The 17174-nt window shown below is 36.7% G+C and carries 15 protein-coding genes and 1 pseudogene; 8 read left to right on the top strand and 8 right to left on the bottom strand.

Going from position 1 to position 17174, the window contains the following annotated elements:
- Positions 1–175 precede the first annotated feature (175 nt).
- Genes hemE through hemA form a run of 4 tightly spaced genes read right to left on the bottom strand, consistent with a single transcriptional unit; the run spans position 176 to position 4167 of the window.
- Positions 176–1204: a uroporphyrinogen decarboxylase gene (gene hemE, locus ACT9TX_RS08835; RefSeq protein WP_481337915.1), complete on the bottom strand. Its 1029-nt coding sequence runs from the start codon at positions 1202–1204 to the stop codon at positions 176–178.
- 54 nt (positions 1205–1258) lie between these two features.
- Positions 1259–1963: a uroporphyrinogen-III synthase gene (locus ACT9TX_RS08830; protein ID WP_481337914.1), complete on the bottom strand. Its 705-nt coding sequence runs from the start codon at positions 1961–1963 to the stop codon at positions 1259–1261.
- Entirely contained in the window at positions 1953–2915 is a 963-nt protein-coding gene (hemC, locus tag ACT9TX_RS08825; protein WP_481337913.1) for a hydroxymethylbilane synthase, read from the bottom strand. Before hemC ends, ACT9TX_RS08830 begins: the two co-directional genes overlap by 11 nt.
- Positions 2916–2922: 7 nt before the next feature.
- Positions 2923–4167 carry a glutamyl-tRNA reductase gene (gene hemA / locus ACT9TX_RS08820; protein ID WP_481337912.1) on the bottom strand — a complete coding sequence of 415 codons (1245 nt, stop codon included), beginning with the start codon at positions 4165–4167 and terminating at the stop codon, positions 2923–2925.
- A 351-nt stretch (positions 4168–4518) separates the two neighbouring features.
- Between hemA and hemH the strand changes: the two genes are divergently transcribed.
- The 3 genes and pseudogenes from hemH to ACT9TX_RS08805 all read left to right on the top strand — a co-directional run bounded on the left by hemH (position 4519) and on the right by ACT9TX_RS08805 (position 7365).
- The gene (hemH, locus tag ACT9TX_RS08815; RefSeq protein ID WP_481337911.1) at positions 4519–5562 is read left to right on the top strand and encodes a ferrochelatase; all 1044 of its coding nucleotides are present in this window, start codon (positions 4519–4521) and stop codon (positions 5560–5562) included.
- Positions 5563–5653: 91 nt separating this feature from the next.
- Entirely contained in the window at positions 5654–6199 is a 546-nt protein-coding gene (locus ACT9TX_RS08810) for a CopD family protein (protein ID WP_481337910.1), read from the top strand.
- 17 nt (positions 6200–6216) lie between these two features.
- Positions 6217–7365 (top strand): annotated as a pseudogene (locus ACT9TX_RS08805) (methionine aminotransferase).
- 5 nt (positions 7366–7370) lie between these two features.
- Here ACT9TX_RS08805 and ACT9TX_RS08800 read toward each other — a convergent pair.
- Positions 7371–7922, bottom strand: a complete 552-nt coding sequence (locus tag ACT9TX_RS08800; RefSeq protein ID WP_481337909.1) for a hypothetical protein — start codon at positions 7920–7922, stop codon at positions 7371–7373.
- A 72-nt stretch (positions 7923–7994) separates the two neighbouring features.
- A complete protein-coding gene (locus ACT9TX_RS08795) occupies positions 7995–8582 on the bottom strand; it encodes a glutathione peroxidase (RefSeq protein WP_481337908.1) in 588 nt (195 codons plus the stop codon).
- Between the two features lie 93 nt (positions 8583–8675).
- On the opposite strand from ACT9TX_RS08795, the gene ACT9TX_RS08790 reads away from it, so the two are divergent.
- The gene (locus ACT9TX_RS08790) at positions 8676–9128 is read left to right on the top strand and encodes a nucleoside deaminase (protein WP_481337907.1); all 453 of its coding nucleotides are present in this window, start codon (positions 8676–8678) and stop codon (positions 9126–9128) included.
- A 68-nt stretch (positions 9129–9196) separates the two neighbouring features.
- Here ACT9TX_RS08790 and acs read toward each other — a convergent pair whose 3' ends face one another.
- On the bottom strand, positions 9197–11143 hold the full coding sequence (acs, locus tag ACT9TX_RS08785) for an acetate--CoA ligase (RefSeq protein ID WP_481337906.1): 1947 nt from the start codon (positions 11141–11143) through the stop codon (positions 9197–9199).
- Between the two features lie 164 nt (positions 11144–11307).
- On the opposite strand from acs, the gene ACT9TX_RS08780 reads away from it, so the two are divergent.
- The 4 genes from ACT9TX_RS08780 to ACT9TX_RS08765 all read left to right on the top strand — a co-directional run bounded on the left by ACT9TX_RS08780 (position 11308) and on the right by ACT9TX_RS08765 (position 16575).
- Positions 11308–12825, top strand: coding sequence for an MFS transporter (locus ACT9TX_RS08780; protein ID WP_481337905.1), 1518 nt, complete (start codon positions 11308–11310; stop codon positions 12823–12825).
- A gap of 97 nt (positions 12826–12922) precedes the next feature.
- The gene (locus ACT9TX_RS08775; protein ID WP_481337904.1) at positions 12923–13147 is read left to right on the top strand and encodes a DUF6814 family protein; all 225 of its coding nucleotides are present in this window, start codon (positions 12923–12925) and stop codon (positions 13145–13147) included.
- Between the two features lie 130 nt (positions 13148–13277).
- On the top strand, positions 13278–14294 hold the full coding sequence (locus ACT9TX_RS08770) for a COX15/CtaA family protein (protein WP_481337903.1): 1017 nt from the start codon (positions 13278–13280) through the stop codon (positions 14292–14294).
- A gap of 58 nt (positions 14295–14352) precedes the next feature.
- The gene (locus tag ACT9TX_RS08765) at positions 14353–16575 is read left to right on the top strand and encodes a patatin-like phospholipase family protein (protein ID WP_481337902.1); all 2223 of its coding nucleotides are present in this window, start codon (positions 14353–14355) and stop codon (positions 16573–16575) included.
- Positions 16576–16656: 81 nt separating this feature from the next.
- Here ACT9TX_RS08765 and ACT9TX_RS08760 read toward each other — a convergent pair whose 3' ends face one another.
- Entirely contained in the window at positions 16657–17016 is a 360-nt protein-coding gene (locus ACT9TX_RS08760) for a cupin domain-containing protein (protein WP_481337901.1), read from the bottom strand.
- Positions 17017–17174: the final 158 nt, after the last annotated feature.

Genomic DNA, 17174 nt, shown 5'->3' with positions numbered 1-17174 from the left:
AACCAGTAAACGAGCTTCTGCATAGTGAAAAAAGCATAATTAACTGGTTGACGGTACTTTTTTAGCTTCACGAAAACGGTTTTAACCAGTAAACGAGCTTCTGCATAGTGAAAAAAGCATAATTAACTGGTTGACGGTGCTTTTTTAGCTTCGCAAAAACGGTTTTCACTTTTTACTACTCGCTTCGCCATTCTTTAATCGTATTGATAAATGCTTTCGCATGGTCTACAGGCACATTTGGCAAAATACCATGACCAAGATTAGCGATATACCTACCCTTACCAAAAGCCTTCAACATGGCTTTTGTTTCTTCAACAATCACTGGTATTGGTGCTAATAATTTTGCTGGGTCAAAATTGCCTTGCAAGGTTATATTATCACCAGCCAACTGACGAGCCAATTGTGGTTTAATACACCAATCAATGCCTAAGCCAGCTGCACCAGTTGCTGCCATAGCATCTAAACTATTAAATGCACCTTTTGCAAATACAATCGTTAACACTTCATCTTTTAAAGCAGCAACAATCTGACGAATATATTTCAACGATAAATTTTCAAAATCTGTAGGGCTTAACAAGCCACCCCAACTATCAAAAATCTGTACCACATCAACACCTGCTTTCGCCTGACCTTTTAAGTAGGCAATGGTAGTATCGGTAATCATTTGCAACACCGTATGCGCTAGTTCAGGCTGTGCATAGCAAAATTGCTTAGCCTTATCAAAAGTTTTAGAGCCTTTACCTTCTACCATATAACACAACAACGTCCAAGGTGCACCAGCAAAACCAATTAACGGTACACTACCATTTAATTCTTGCTTAATCAATTTTACAGCATCAAAAACATAGCCTAATGTTTCATCCACATTTGGCACTTGAATACGAGCTAAATCTGCTTGTGTTAATATTGGTTCTGGTAAAATAGGGCCTTTACTTTCTACCATTTGCACCTCTAAGCCCATGGCCTGTGGCACTACTAAAATATCAGAGAATAAGATAGCTGCATCTACACCTACAATATCAACTGGTTGAATAGTAATTTCAGCCGCTAATGCTGGTGTTTGGCATCTTTCAAAGAAACTATACTTCTCTCTCAACGCTCTGTATTCAGGTAAAAATCTACCTGCTTGACGCATCATCCAAACTGGTACTCTTTCTGTTGCCTCGCCACGTAATGTGCGTAATAGTAAATCGTTTTGTAGCATTGTTCTATTTGTATTATAAACCTATAAGGTTTTAAAAACCTTATAGGTTTAAGTTTAATTCTTCTCAAAGTAATGAATGACCGTATCAAGCATTTGCTCACTACCTGGCCATTCGCAGGTAACTATTTTATTGCTACAATAGCTAGCAATGGTGGCTGCAGTTGTTTTACCAATTGCAAACATGATAACATTTGTAGCAACTGTATTTTCAGAGAAAAAACTATGCACAGCGCTGGGGCTAAAAAAGGCCACCCCATGATAATTTTTCTCTACAATCTGCGGTGTTAATTCTGTATTATACACTACCAATTCTTCTACCTCAATACCATGTGCAGCAAGTGTTTCAGGCAAGGTAGTTAAGCGCTGATCACCACAAAAAAATACTACCTTCTTTACCGTGCCAGTAGCTATAATTTTGTCCGCCAAGTTTGCTGCACTTTTAGCTAAAGCTTTAATTGCTGCTTCACCGAATACTTCAATCACAGCATCTTTAGTAGCACCACCAATACAATAAATGTCCCAGTTTGGTTTATTATTGATAAAAGATGCAACCGCTTCTACAGCATTGGTACTTGTAAAAACAACAGTTGCTGTATTATCACTCGTTGCTTTTACACTAGTAATTGTTGCCTCGTCAGTAGTAGTTTTTGTTTCAATAAATTTGGCAGTGTCTACAAATACTTTTCTTAACGATGCTTTTTGCTCAAGTATCGTATCTAATGGTCGGGTAAATAAAACGTTTACAGGTTTAGTTAGCATGGTTAATAGTGTCTACAATGGCTTTGCCGCCTTGTTCTAAAATTTCTTTTGCCGCAATATAACCTAAGTCTGTTGCTTCAGAAACAAGAACTGTTTTTTCTATCTCTACTTTCGCAGTGCCGTCAACGGCTACAATATTTCCCTTAAAATGTACCTGATTGTTTTGTATTTGTGCCAATGCACTTATTGGTGTAGAACAGCCGCCCATTAACGCTCTTAAAAAGTCGCGTTCTATTTGTGTACATAAAGCTGTTTCAGCATGATGAAAATGCTGACAGGCTTCAAAGCATGTTGCATCGCCTTCTCTACAAACTACCATGATAGCGCCTTGTGCTGGTGCTGGCAACATCCAATTTAAATCAATGCTATTTGCTGGACGTAAATTAATACGCTCTAAACCTGCACCTGCAAAAATGGCTCCGTCCCAATTGCTTTCTGCCACTTTCTTTAATCGTGTATTTACATTACCTCTTAAATTCTCAATACTATGGTTTGGATAGCGATGTAGCCACTGTGCTTTTCTGCGAATGCTGCTAGTAGCGATGACAAGTTGCTGGTTACTAGTTGCTGGTTGCTGATAATCGACAATATCTGTTGGCAATTGACCATTGACTATTGACCATTGACTATTGAGTACCAAAATATCTTTGAAACTTGCTCTTTCTAAAACAGCACTTTGTATAATACCTTTTGGCAATTGCGTTGGTACATCTTTCATTGAATGTACAGCAATATCAATGCTTCCATTGAGTAAAGCAATATCTAAACTACGTGTAAAAATACCTTGCACACCCATTTCGTACAAAGGTGTTTTAAGGTCAATATCACCATCACTTTTAATGTACACAAGTTTGGCAGCAAAGCCGTTTTGTAATAATAATTGCTGTACAATGGTAGCTTGCCATACGGCTAGCTGGCTTTCTCTTGTGCCTATGCGAATGGGTGTATGCATAATGAAATTAGTTGGCGCTATGAGCCATAAAATCGTTGATAGCTTCTATATAATTACAGCCGCCTTTATTTTGCTTGCGCATATTTTGCGCCATGTTGTTAATTACCTTTTTAATGCGCTCTTCTGTAGGTAATGCAGTGGCTGTACTTGTAAATTGTGATGAATAATTCATGTACAAGTTGCAGGCTTGCATGTGTTGTAGTTTCGTTTTTACAGCAGTAATAACTGGTACGTTTTTACGCATTTGATACCATTCTGCAAACTCATTAATGTGCGTTTGAATGATGGCTTTCGCCTTTGGCACTTCGGCCACACGTTTCTGTAAAGTAGCGTCGTTAATTTTAGATAAATCATCCACATTTACCAATGTAATATGTGACAACTCTTTACAACGTGGATCTATATTATTTGGTATTGATAAATCTATCAACACCTTGCTATTACTATGTTGTAGCTGTGCTTTTGTAATAATAGGTTCTTGAGAATTGGTAGCTACAATTATGATATCTGCTGAAGCTACCTCTTGTTCTATGCTGCTGTAAGGCGCTGTACGTAAGCCTAAAGTTGCGGCCAATTCGATGGCTTTATCTTCTGTGCGGTTTATTAAAGTAACATTGGTGGTTTCTAAATAATCAACCACATTTTTACAAGTATTTCTACCAATTTTACCTGTACCGAGTAACACAATTTTTTTACTAGCGATGTCGCTTACATTTTCTTTTAAAAACTGGATAGCTGCAAAAGAAACAGACACTGTACCACCGCTTAATTGGGTGTTATTTTTGATGCTTTTGGATGCTTGCAATACAATATTTACCAATCTATCTAAAAATGCACCGATACAATTATATTCTCTAGCAAGTTTTACAGCCAATTTTAATTGGCCCACAATTTCGTAATCGCCTAAAATTTGAGAATCTAAACCTGCGGCTACAGAAAACAAATGGTTGATAGCATCATAACCACGTTTGATGTAAGCCATTTGTTTGAATGTTGTTTTATCGCCCACAGTTTCTGTACACAATAAGTCGATTAAGTTATCAGCACTTGGTGCTACACCATAAATTTCGGTACGGTTACAAGTAGATAGTACAAAAAACTCGTCTACATGATATTGTGCGGCTGATTGAAGAAGAATAGCGTTACGCTCGTTTGAAATAGCAAAATGCCCACGAATTGACGCATCTGACTTGCGGTAATTGATACCTACAATGTAAAAATTAGAAATGTCAATCGATTGTTTTGGGTTCATCTGCTTGCTTTATTCCTCTTAATTAGATGCAAAGGTATTGCTGAGTTTGTTCGAGGATGCTTTTCTCTGTCATGCTAATGTCATAAATTGTTGAAACCTGATTAATATCATATTGCCGAACAATTTGGTTGAATGACGGTTATTTTTGCGGGCAACTTTGATAGACAAAGAGCTGGTGTTGCCAAATAAAAAGTGTGACTGTGCTATTGCGTAAGGGATGGCAGTGGAAAGCCCACAGCAACACAAAGTGTTGCGAGGACTTGCAACGCAAAGCCCGACCGAAGGGAACGCCAAAAGAGAAACCATTAAAAACAGCGCAGAAACGCTAGCACAACTTTTAAAACAATTTACATGAGTAATATAAAACGTGGTATTATTTTAATGAATCTTGGTTCGCCAGATAGTACCAAAACGAGTGATGTACGCAAATATTTAGCTGAGTTTTTGATGGACGAGAAAGTGATAGACATCCCTTATTTGGTGCGTTTATTATTGGTACGTGGTATTATTGTGCCGCTACGTGCGCCTAAAAGTGCACATGCTTACCAAACAATTTGGTGGAAAGAAGGCTCACCACTGATACAAATAACGAAGCAACTGCAAGCTAAAGTGCAAGAGAACTTTGAAGAACCAGTAGAGATTGCAATGCGCTATGGTAATCCTTCGCCAAAATATGCTTACGACAAATTGATGCAAGAACATTCAGGCATTGAAGAAGTTGTATTGGTGCCGCTTTACCCGCATTATGCCATGAGTAGTTATGAAACGGCTGTTGACTACATGAAAGAAGTACATTCAAAATATCAATACCCATTTAAGCTGCAAACGATAAAGCCTTACTATAATAATGTAGATTATATTCATGCTTTTGCAGAAAATATAAAGCCGTATTTGTCGCAAGAGTATGACCATATATTATTTAGCTATCATGGTATACCAGAAAGACATTTGAAAAAAACTGACCCTACTAAGCAACATTGCTTGATGCAAGAAAACTGCTGTAGCGTAGATTCTGTAGCGCATGAAACTTGCTATAGACACCAATGTTTAGTTACTACAGAATTAACTGCACAAGCATTAGGCTTGCCAAAAGATAAATACAGCTATTCGTTTCAATCAAGGCTTGGTAGAGACCCTTGGTTAAAACCTTACACCGATTTTAGATTAAAAGACATGCCAGGTGAAGGGATTAAAAAGCTATTGGTAGTTTGCCCTGCATTTGTAAGTGATTGCTTAGAAACCCTAGAAGAAATAGCAATACGTGGTAAAGAAGATTTTATAGAAGCAGGTGGTGAAAGCTACGAAATGATACCTTGCTTAAACACGCATCCACTATGGATAAATGCAGTAACAAAATGGGTAAAGGAAAGTGAGGGTGAAGCCGTAATGGTATAATGTGATGATTTGATAATGCGACAATGAAGGGAAATTGAGATAAAGTGTATAATTGCATAGCATATCATACTATCATTATTAATCAGCGGTTATGTATTTATATCTAAAAGCCTTGCACATCATATTTATTGTCACATGGTTTGCTGGTATGTTTTACATGCCTCGCTTGTTCATTTACAACATAGAAGCAGGTGAAAAACCTGAAGAAGCTAAGCAGGCTCTACGAGAACAATTTACCATAATGATGAAACGCTTATGGTATGGAATTACATGGCCATCAGCTGTATTAACACTCATATTTGGACCAGCCATTTTATTTATGGGTCACTGGCAATACGGCTTATTAGATACTGGTAGCAGATGGCTATTACTAAAGCTCATTTTCGTTGTTTTTTTGTACGCATACTTTTATACGCTACATGTTTTATTTAAGCAGCAAGTGAAAGGTGTGTTTAAATATTCATCGCAGCAAATGCGTGTATGGAATGAAGTTGCCACCATATTTTTAATAGTAATTGTAATGCTTGTAGTAGTAAAACAAGCCATGAGTTTAGTATGGGGCTTGGTAGGCTTGGCTTGTTTTATTGCCGTGCTAATGAGTGCTATAAAAATTTATAAAAATCTTAGAAGCAAGTAATCTCAATTATATCTCTGATGCACATTCAATCGAAACTACCCAATGTAGGCACAACCATTTTTACATTAATGAGTCAGCTAGCAATAGAACACAAAGCTATAAACCTAGGGCAGGGTTTTCCTGACTTTATGATGAGTGCAGAACTAACTGACCTTGTAACCAAAGCCATGCGTGATGGTTTTAACCAATATGCACACATGAATGGGCTACCATTGTTAAGAGAAAGATTGGCTGAGAAAGTAGCCCAATTGTATCAAACTACTATTAACCCAGATACACAAATAACCGTTACACCTGGCGGCACTTACGCCATTTACACAGCATTAACTACTGTATTGCAACCAGGTGACGAAGTAATTGTTTTTTAACCAGCCTATGATAGTTATATACCTAACATAGAAGTAAATGGTGGTGTAGCGGTGCGCATTGCATTGCAATATCCAGATTATTCAATTCCTTGGGATGAAGTAAGGGCAAAGCTCACCAACAAAACAAGAATGATCATGATAAACAGCCCACATAACCCAACAGGTAGTGTGCTGAGTGAAAAAGACATTGTAGAATTGAGAAGTATTGTAGCCAATACCAACATCATTATTTTAAGCGATGAAGTGTACGAACATTTGATATATGATGGCATTACACATCAAAGCATTTTGCGCCACGCAGACTTGCTAGAACGCAGTTTTGTATGTTTTTCTTTTGGCAAAACATATCACTGTACAGGATGGAAATTGGGCTATTGTATTGCTGCGCCAAGTTTAATGGCTGAGTTTAGAAAAGTACACCAGTTTAATTGTTTTAGTTGCGATACACCAAAGCAAGTAGCATTAGCAGAATACATTACTAATAAAGACGCCTATTTATCGCTTGGTGAAACATTACAAGAAAAACGTGATTATTTCAGAAGCTTGATGGCAAACACAGCTTTTAAATTAATACCATCACATGGTAGCTATTTTGAGTGCTATAGCTACAAAGGTTTGAGCAATTTGTCGGATAAAGACTTAGCTATTTATCTCACCAAACATCATGGCATTGCAACTGTACCTATATCAGCATTTTACAAAGATGGTACAGATAATCAGGTGCTGCGTTTTTGCTTTGCGAAGCAGAAAACAACTTTAGATAAAGCCGTAGAAGGCTTAATAAGTTTTACAGGGTAAAAGATTTATCTAGAAATTTTAAGTTCTTGAACGTAGCTTTTAATTTGTGTGGTGTATTTAGCGGCACGCTTCTCAGCAAAAAAATCGGTACTTAATAAAATAACCGCCTGAATAGCTAATGCAATGCCTAGGCCATGAGAAAATGAATACTCTTCTGTTTGTTTGTATTCAGGTAACGAGAAGAAACTATTATAAAATACCAACATTATACCAGCTATTACCAATCCTAATTCTAATAAGCGGTACGTTGTAAAATTTTTATTTACCACATTCATTCTAGGTAGTTCGTACGATTTAATTTCACTCGGATTCATATCGTAAGCATAAATCATTCTTAACCTATCATCATCGCTTCTTTTAAAAGTTGAGTAACCAACTATTACCTCTATAAAACCAATTGTAATTAATGGCAGTGCTGCGCCTTTCCAGGCTTGAGACTTGTAAATAAAAAAGCCTAAAATGCCAATGATAGCAGAAGTAATTCCAATAATAATAAAAATACGAGCGTCGTTTTTTTCGGAAATAAAATATCTTTCAATGTCGTTTTTCGTAAGCATGGCAATTCTTTAATTTGTTAGGGCAGATAAAAGTACAGACAATTTGCAAATAGCTTAACAATTACACACCCCTTAAACTAGGGATTCTAAAAACACCTTACTCGCAGGGGAAATATTTTGCGAGAAGAAATGGGTTAAAATTCCCTCCTCGTTAATTACGTATTTACAAAAATTCCAAACGGGTGCTTGGCGGCACCAACCGTTTTTTTCTTTACTAGAAAGCCATTGAAAAATAGGATGCTGACTAGCACTTTTGACAACGTTAGTCTTTTGCGCAATAGGAAAACTAATACCATAATTCATTCTGCAAAACTGCGCAATAGTGTTATCATCTGCGGTTTCTTGGTTTTTAAAATCATTAGCAGGAAATGCAAGCATCATCACTTTGCCTTTGTATTCAGTAAAAACACTTTCCAATTCATCGTATTGACCAGTATAACCGCAGTCGCTAGCAGTATTTACAATTACCAATTTCTGCCCTTTGTATTTGCTCAGAGCAACGGTAGTACCATTATTTAAAACGAATTCTAAGTCGTATATTGATGTAGTACTAGGTGCTTGTAAAACATTTTTCTGTACATCAATTTTAGAAGGAAACAATTTTCCTTTCAACATGATTAATGGATAAATGGCTTTTAAAATGCGTTGTCTAACGGTCATGGATTGATTTTTAAGTAAAACGAAAAATGGACGAAATAAGTTGCCAAGTTCATCTTTTTTATACAGCTTTCAACAAATGATTATTTTGCGCAAATGTTTGATGAGGTTAAATTTTCACATGAATATTTTATGCGCCAAGCTTTAAGAGAAGCTGAAGAAGCATTTTATAAAGATGAAGTACCTGTAGGTGCTGTGGTAGTGGTGAATAATAAAATTATTGCCAAAGGCCATAACCAAGTAGAAATACTAAACGACAGTACAGCGCATGCTGAAATATTAGCATTAACAACAGCCTACAATGCTTTTGGTAGTAAATATTTACCAGATGCTACCTTGTACGTAACGGTAGAGCCATGCCTGATGTGTTGCGGCGCCATGTATTGGGGTAAAATTGGTAAAATTGTTTATGGCACTACTGATGACAAAAATGGTTACAGAAAATTCACAAGTAGCAGTCCTTTACACCCAAAAACAGAAATTATATCTGGTATTTTAGCTTTTGAATGTGCCAAACTAATGAAAGATTTTTTTAAAAATAAACGCTAAGTGCGAATAATAAAGAAGCCCTACAGTACTATAACTGTAGGGCTTTTTAATACTTAAGCTATTGCTAATTACAGCTTATTATTTTTAATTTCATCAACCACACTTGGGTCTAATAGTGTAGAAGTATCACCTAAATTTTCAACTTCACCTTCTGCTATCTTTCTTAAAATACGACGCATAATTTTACCACTTCTAGTTTTAGGCAAGCCACTCACAAACTGTATTTTATCTGGCTTTGCAATAGCACCAATTACTCTTGTTACAGTTTGTAAAATATCTTTTCTGGTTAACGCTTCATCATTATTATGCGAGCCATGTACTTTATCTAGCACCACATACGCATAAATACCTTGCCCTTTAATATCGTGTGGATAGCCAACTACAGCACTTTCTATTACACCAGCGTGCATGTTCAATGCATTCTCAACTTCTGCAGTTCCTATACGGTGGCCGCTAACATTTAATACATCATCTACACGACCTGTAATTCTATAAAAACCATCTTTATTTCTCAATGCACCATCACCAGTAAAATACAAATCTTCATACGTAGCAAAATAGTTTACACGGCAACGTTCATGGTCACCATAAGTGGTACGTAAAACAGAAGGCCAAGGCGCTTTAATACATAAGTTACCACTCACTGTGTCTTCCTCACCATCTTCTACAATTTCGCCTTTTTCATCTACTAGTACCATTTGCACACCTGGCAGTGGTAATGTTGCCCAGCCTGGTTTTGATGGTGTAATGCCAGCAATATTGCTTATTAGTACACCACCTGTTTCTGTTTGCCACCAAGTATCTACAATTGGGCATTTCTTCTTACCAATGTGTTCATCATACCAATGCCATGCTTCTTCATTAATTGGTTCGCCTACTGTGCCTAACACTTTTAACGATGATAAATCTTTGCCTTGCAAAGGCTCTAAACCAAAGCCCATTAAACTTCTAATAGCTGTAGGCGCTGTGTATAAAATGCTCACTTTATACTTGTCTACAATATCCCAAAATCTACCAGCATTAGGGTACGTAGGTACACCTTCAAACATTAAGCTTGTACCACCAGCACTTAAAGGGCCATATACAATGTACGAATGCCCTGTAATCCAACCTATATCGGCAGTACAAAAATGTACTTGGCCTTGTTTGTAATTAAACACATTTACAAAAGTGTAGTTAGTGTATACCATATAACCACCACAAGTATGTACCACACCTTTTGGCTTGCCAGTACTACCACTTGTGTACAATATAAACAGCGGATCTTCTGCATCCATTTCTTCAGCAGGAAAGCTTACAACACCATCTTTCTCTACTTGATGTTCTGCGTGTTCCATTTCGTCCTCCCACCATACATCTCTACCTTTTAGCATAGACACTGGTGTTCTTGTGCGTGTATACACAATTACTTTTTTCACCGTTCTGTTGCCAATCAAAGCATCGTCAATTACATTTTTAAGCGGAATTACTTTTTCGCCTCTGTAAGCACCATCACAAGTAACTATAAATTCTGCACCAGCATCGTACAATCTATCAGCAATACTTTGCGCAGAAAAACCACCAAATATTACAGAATGAATAGCACCAATTCTAGCACAACCAAGCACAGCATAAGCTAGTTCTGGCACCATACCCATGTAAATACATACACGGTCACCTTTTTTTACACCATTATTAATAAGTACTTGTGCAAACTGGCAAACCCTTTTGTGTAAACGATTATAGGTTACAATACGTGTTCTTTCTTCAGGATTATTTGGCTCCCAAATGATAGCTGGTCTTTCACCCATAGTGGCTAAATGCCTATCAATACAGTTCTCTGTAATATTAAGTTTACCACCTTTAAACCATTCAATAGTTGGGTCTTTAAAATTCCAATTAAGAACTTTATCCCATTTTTTTCGCCAAATAAAATTGCTGGCAATTTCACCCCAAAAATCTTCAGGGTTTTCTATACTTTGTTTATACGCTGATTGGTAATCTTCAAATGAATTAATCTGGTAAGGATATGACATGGCTCGTTAAATACTTTTATTTTTTAAGTGATGAAGATAATTTGATGTTGGGAATAATTGAAAAGGAATTTATGATCAACTAATTCTCGTTGCAAGATGGGGCAGCATGGTTTGTAATAGATAAAGTATTATTTTCAAAACTTAAACGATATAACTAACGCCTTATGGAATTAAACAGCAGTGCCATTAGAAAAGTAATTATGGCCTCGTCTATGGGTACCCTTATTGAGTGGTACGACTTTTACATTTTTGGTAGTCTTGCGCCTATTATTGCAGCGCAGTTTTTCCCTTCTACCAATCCTACAGCAGCTTTACTTAGTACATTAGCCACATTTGCCGCAGGCTTTATTGTGAGACCTTTTGGTGCATTGGTATTTGGTAGGCTGGGTGATATTGTTGGTAGAAAGTATACCTTTTTACTAACGCTAGTGCTAATGGGTGGCTCTACATTTGCCATTGGCTTAATACCATCCTTCTCTAAAATTGGTTATGTAGCACCTATTTTGGTGTTGTTGTTACGCTTAATTCAAGGCCTTGCACTTGGTGGTGAATATGGTGGTGCCGCTACTTATGTGGCCGAACATTCACCTGCTAACAGACGTGGCTATTTTACCAGTTGGATACAAACCACCGCCACATTGGGCTTGTTCGTGTCTCTTGGTGTAATATTACTAACACGTAAATCTTTAGGCGTAGATACGTTTAACGATTGGGGCTGGCGTGTTCCTTTTTGGGTGTCTATAGCATTGGTTGGTTTGTCTATTTACATACGCTTAAAAATGAGCGAAAGCCCATTGTTTAGTAAAATGAAAGCTGAAGGTAAAACTTCCACCAATCCTCTAAAAGAAAGCTTTGGCAAAAAGCAAAATTTAAAGATGGTATTGCTAGCATTGTTTGGCGCTACTATGGGGCAAGGTGTAGTGTGGTACACAGGGCAGTTTTATGCACAAAGCTTTATTGAAAACGTGTGTAAGGTAGACTTTGAACAAAGCAGAACCATATTGATTTGGGCAATTGTATTTGCTACACCGGGCTTTGTATTGTTTGGTGGCTGGAGCGATAAAATTGGTCGTAAATGGATTATGCTAGTAGGTATGTTGCTAGCAGTTGTTACCTACAAACCTTTATTTTCAGGCTTATTAGAACTAAGTAACGAGAAAAGCAAAGTAGAAGTAGTTGATAGCAAAAAGATTGAGTCTATTTCTTATCCTGTAAAAGATAGTAAGGAATTTGTAAGAGTGATTAAAACAACCAACTACTACGATGATGGCACTACTATTACTAGAACAGTAAGAGATTCAAGTGATGTAGCTACGCTTAACTTAAAATCACCTGTTTCTTTAACTACAGTCAAAACGCTTGGCACTAGTAGTTATTGGAAAATGATAGGCTTAGTATTCATTATGATTGTATATGTAACCATGGTGTACGGACCAATTGCAGCCTTTTTGGTTGAGATGTTCCCTACAAAAATTCGCTACACATCTATGAGTTTGCCTTATCACATAGGTAATGGTGTTTTTGGTGGTTTAACACCTTTTATTGCAACGCTATTAACTACTATTTATACCAATGATAAATTAGCAGGTTTATCGTACCCAATTATCGTAGCAACAGTATGCTTGGTAATTGGTGCTGTGTATATAACAAATAAAAAAGTAACAGAAACCGCTGATGAATAATGATAACTGGATTTACTATGATGTTTTGAATCATGGTACATCATTCTATCAATTCTAATCAACGGTTACATTCAATCAAATAAATCAGCGGTTATTTATGAACGCAATAAAAAAATATCTCGGCATCATTTGGCTACTATTAGGCCCAATAAGTTTATACTATTTAGTAGTTACAGCTTGGCATGAAATGGAAAAAAAGCCTGTTATTGATACTAAAATTCAATGGGGTGTTTTCATCGCCATATTCATTCCAATAGCCATTGGCTTAGTAATATTTGGCTGGTACGCATTACAAGGTGAGTACGAAAAAATAGAAGAATAGATAACTATTTTATCTCAACATTTAAACGGCTTTTTGTTCTTCGCTTAGAAGAATAAGAAGCCGTTTGTTTTAACAGCCACCCATAAATCATACTTATTAAACCTAACTTTACCGACTTAATTGAATGGCAATGACAGCTTCACGAAGTTTTAGAATATACCTGTGGTTTGTGTTGGTAAATGTATTTTTAGTAATAATTGCAGGTAGCGTTGTACGCACTACGCAAAGTGGTATGGGCTGCCCAGATTGGCCTACTTGTTTTGGCAAAGCCATACCACCAACTGATGTTAAAGAAGTCATGTTTCAACCCAATCATGCTTATAAAAAAGGGCAGTTTATTATTCATAATGATAGCTTGAAATATGCACAAGAAAAGTTTGTAAGTGGCACAACATTTAACCCTACGAATTGGAAACAATACGAGAAACACAATTATGCTGTATTCAACGTTTTAAATACTTGGATTGAATACATTAACCGCTTACTAGGTGCTTTACTAGGTATTTTCATTGCCATCCAATTTATTTGGAGTTTGTGGTTTTGGCGCCAAAAGAAAAGCATTGCCTTACTTAGTTTTGGCTTAATTCTATTAACAGGTTTTCAAGCTTGGCTTGGAAAGACAGTAGTTGATAGTAACCTCGCTGCACTTAAAATATCACTACACATGTTTGGTGCATTGGCAATGGTATTTTTATGCTTGTACATTATGTTTTTGGTAAAAGGCAAACGCTTGGTATTTACGTCTCGAAAAATTGTGAACCTTAATGTGGTATTGCTATTACTTGTATTTGCACAAATAATACTTGGCACCAATGTACGTACACAAATAGATACGATAGCCGAACATTTAAACTACTTAAATCGTAGCGGCTGGGTTGAACAATTGAATCTATATTTCTACATTCATAGAAGTTTTTCTTTGGTAATTGTTGCCCTTGCCATTTATGCCTACTTACAATCAAGAACAGTGTTTAAAACTGCGGTACGCTTTAAAAATACCATTGGTGTGATACTGTTAGAAATTATTGTAGGTATTATATTGGTGTATGTAAATTTTCCGCCTGCGGCACAACCTGCACATTTGCTTGTATCGTCAATATTAGTGGCTGTAGTATTTAACAATTTCTTACAGCTAAAAGTAAAATAAATAGCAGGCAATCTTGCTATTTTTATGCTACATTGTTGTGTAATAATTTCACTTGCCCATGAAGAAATACCTTATTGGGTTTTGGTATAGTTTGCCCATACAATTGTGCTTACTACACTTTAAACGCTACCAAATATTCCTAGTATTTTGGTATATATTATTTGCTACCATAGCTAGTAATTTCATGAGCAGTTTTGGTGCGGTGTCTTTATTTCTTGCGCCTGAATACATGGGCAATGTGAGCTTTTTCAGTTCGGCTATTGTAGGTGTTGCCATTGGTGTATTTATCATGAGTTGGAACATCACCACCTTTATTCTGCATAGCAAAGTAGTACGCTTTTTAGCGACAACTGCACAGCCTTTTTTAAAATACTGTATTAACAATTCCATTATTCCTGTAACATTTTTACTGTATTATTTATTAAAAGCCATTAAGTACGAGCAACAGGAAGAATACAATTCTACTGCAAGTATTGTACTGCTTGTAATGGGGTTTGTTGTTGGTTTAATGGCTGCTATTGCCATAGCATTTTTATATTTTTTTACAGCCGATAAAACCATTTATCGCAGTATGGTGGCTGTAATTACTAGCGCCAATAAACATTATAATCGTGTAGTAAGCCGAAAGAAATTACCTGCAAAGCATGATGACATAAGAGTTGATTGGTTTTTAAGTGCCATGTTTCATTTGCGTCAGCCACGAGATGTACGGCACTATTCAGATGATTATTTAAACAGTATTTTTAAGCGACACCACTTGGCGTCTGTATATGCCATTCTTATTGCTTTTATGTTTTTGGTAGGCATAAGCTTCTTCTTGGATAATCCTGTGTTTATAATACCTGCTGCCGCTAGTATTACCTTACTCTTTGCCATATTGGTAGCGGTTGGCGGTGCTTTTTCTATCCTCTTAAAAAATTGGAGCATTCCTGTATTACTAGTAACTTTTTTATTGTTCAACTACTTGTACGAGCAAGAGTATTTTGACCCACGAAACAAAGCTTACGGTCTTGCTTATCAAACAAAAGATGATAGGCCGCTCTATAATTCTGAGACCATTAACGCCCTTGCAAGTGATAGCAACCAACTGGCAGATAAGCAACTATTTTTGCAACGCTTAAATAATTGGAAACAACAACAAACTACCAATAAGCCTATCATGTACATCATTAATGTAAGTGGCGGTGGTACGCGTAGTGCTACATTTACCATGCACACATTACAGCGTATTGATAGCCTCATGGGCGGTACATTAATGCGCCAAACCATGTTAATTAATGGTGCTTCTGGCGGTATGCTTGGTGCTGCTTATTATCGTGAATTGTATTTGCAAAAGCTGAAAGGCAGGCCCATCAATCTCTTTCAGAAAACTTATGTAGATGACATTTCTAAAGACCTTTTAAATCCTTTGTTTTCATCGTTTGTAGCTAGAGATATTTTAGGACCAGCACAAAAATTTACCAACAACAATATTAAGTACACAAAAGATAGAGGCTATGCTTTTGAGCAGCAATTAAATACTAACACGAATAACCTACTAGACAAGCCTTTAAAAGCTTACATAAAAGATGAAGTTGCCGCCAATATTCCTACTATGCTTTACAGCTCAGTTATTTCTAGAGATGGCAGGAAAATGATTATTGGCACACAGCCTATGCGTTTTTTAATGCAACCTGTTACAGATAGTAATCGCTTAACGGTTTACCAACCAGATGCGGTTGATTTTAATAGCTTATTTGCTAAACAAGGCAGTACCAATATTAGAGTATTGAGTGCTTTGCGTATGAATGCAACGTTTCCTTATGTATTGCCTAATGTATGGTTACCTACCAATCCTATTATTGATGTAATGGATGCAGGCTTACGAGATAATTTTGGGCAAGAAACAACACTGCGTTTTATAGAAACATTTAAAGATTGGCTACAAGCAAATACAAGCGGTGTGGTGTTAATTCAAATACGCGACAGAGCCATGGATGATTGGGATAAACCGATGGATGGCAATAGCATTGTCAGCTTTTTTACAAAACCATTTTTGCTGTTGCAAAACAACTGGTTTAAAATGCAAGACTATTACCAGCATGATGCGATAGAATATTTACGCCGTAGTTATGGTAGCAACTTTAATCGTGTCACTTTTCAATACATACCTACCAAAGAAGCCGCAAGAGCTAGTTTAAGCTTTCACTTAACAACAGCTGAGAAAAACGACATAGCAGTATCGCTAAATGATAGCATTAACACTGCTGCAATGTTGCATTTACAGCAAATGATGAAGTAATTTGATAGTAACACAGATGTCACAGATACAACTGATTTGCACTGATTCCATCCTTTGTCTATCCCTTTAAATCTTTTAAAATCAGTGTTCCTGTCTTTTCGCAGCTGCGGCCAAGCTTTTTTGCAAATAATCTTCTCTTACTGGTGTAAATACATCTAGCAATTTGCAATCGGTAATAGCCACACCACCGTGCACCACGTTTGAAGGAATGACAGCTACATCACCCGGTTCTAATACTTTTGAAACACCATCTACTGTTAGTTCAAACTTACCAGAAATTACTTGACTCACTTGCTCGTGTGGATGACTATGCAAAGGCAAAGCACTATTCGCATCTACATCTATAAAACTAAAAGTCATACTATCTGTATGAATAAATTGGGCATGATATCCTTCAATAATATCGGTAACAGGCACATCGGCTATTTGTAAAAAAGGCATTGTTAGGTGGTTTAATTAAAGAGACTACAAAAATACTGTAACGATACAACGCCTTTAAGTAAATAAGAGTTTAATTCAAATTAAAATTATTTAGCTGAAAATAGCAGAACAAGTGGATAGCTATTGTCACAAATATTACCACACGCATTATATTTGTT

This window comes from Parasediminibacterium sp. HNIBRBA5674 (genome assembly GCF_056745525.1).
This window is presented reverse-complemented; position numbering and strand designations above follow the sequence as displayed.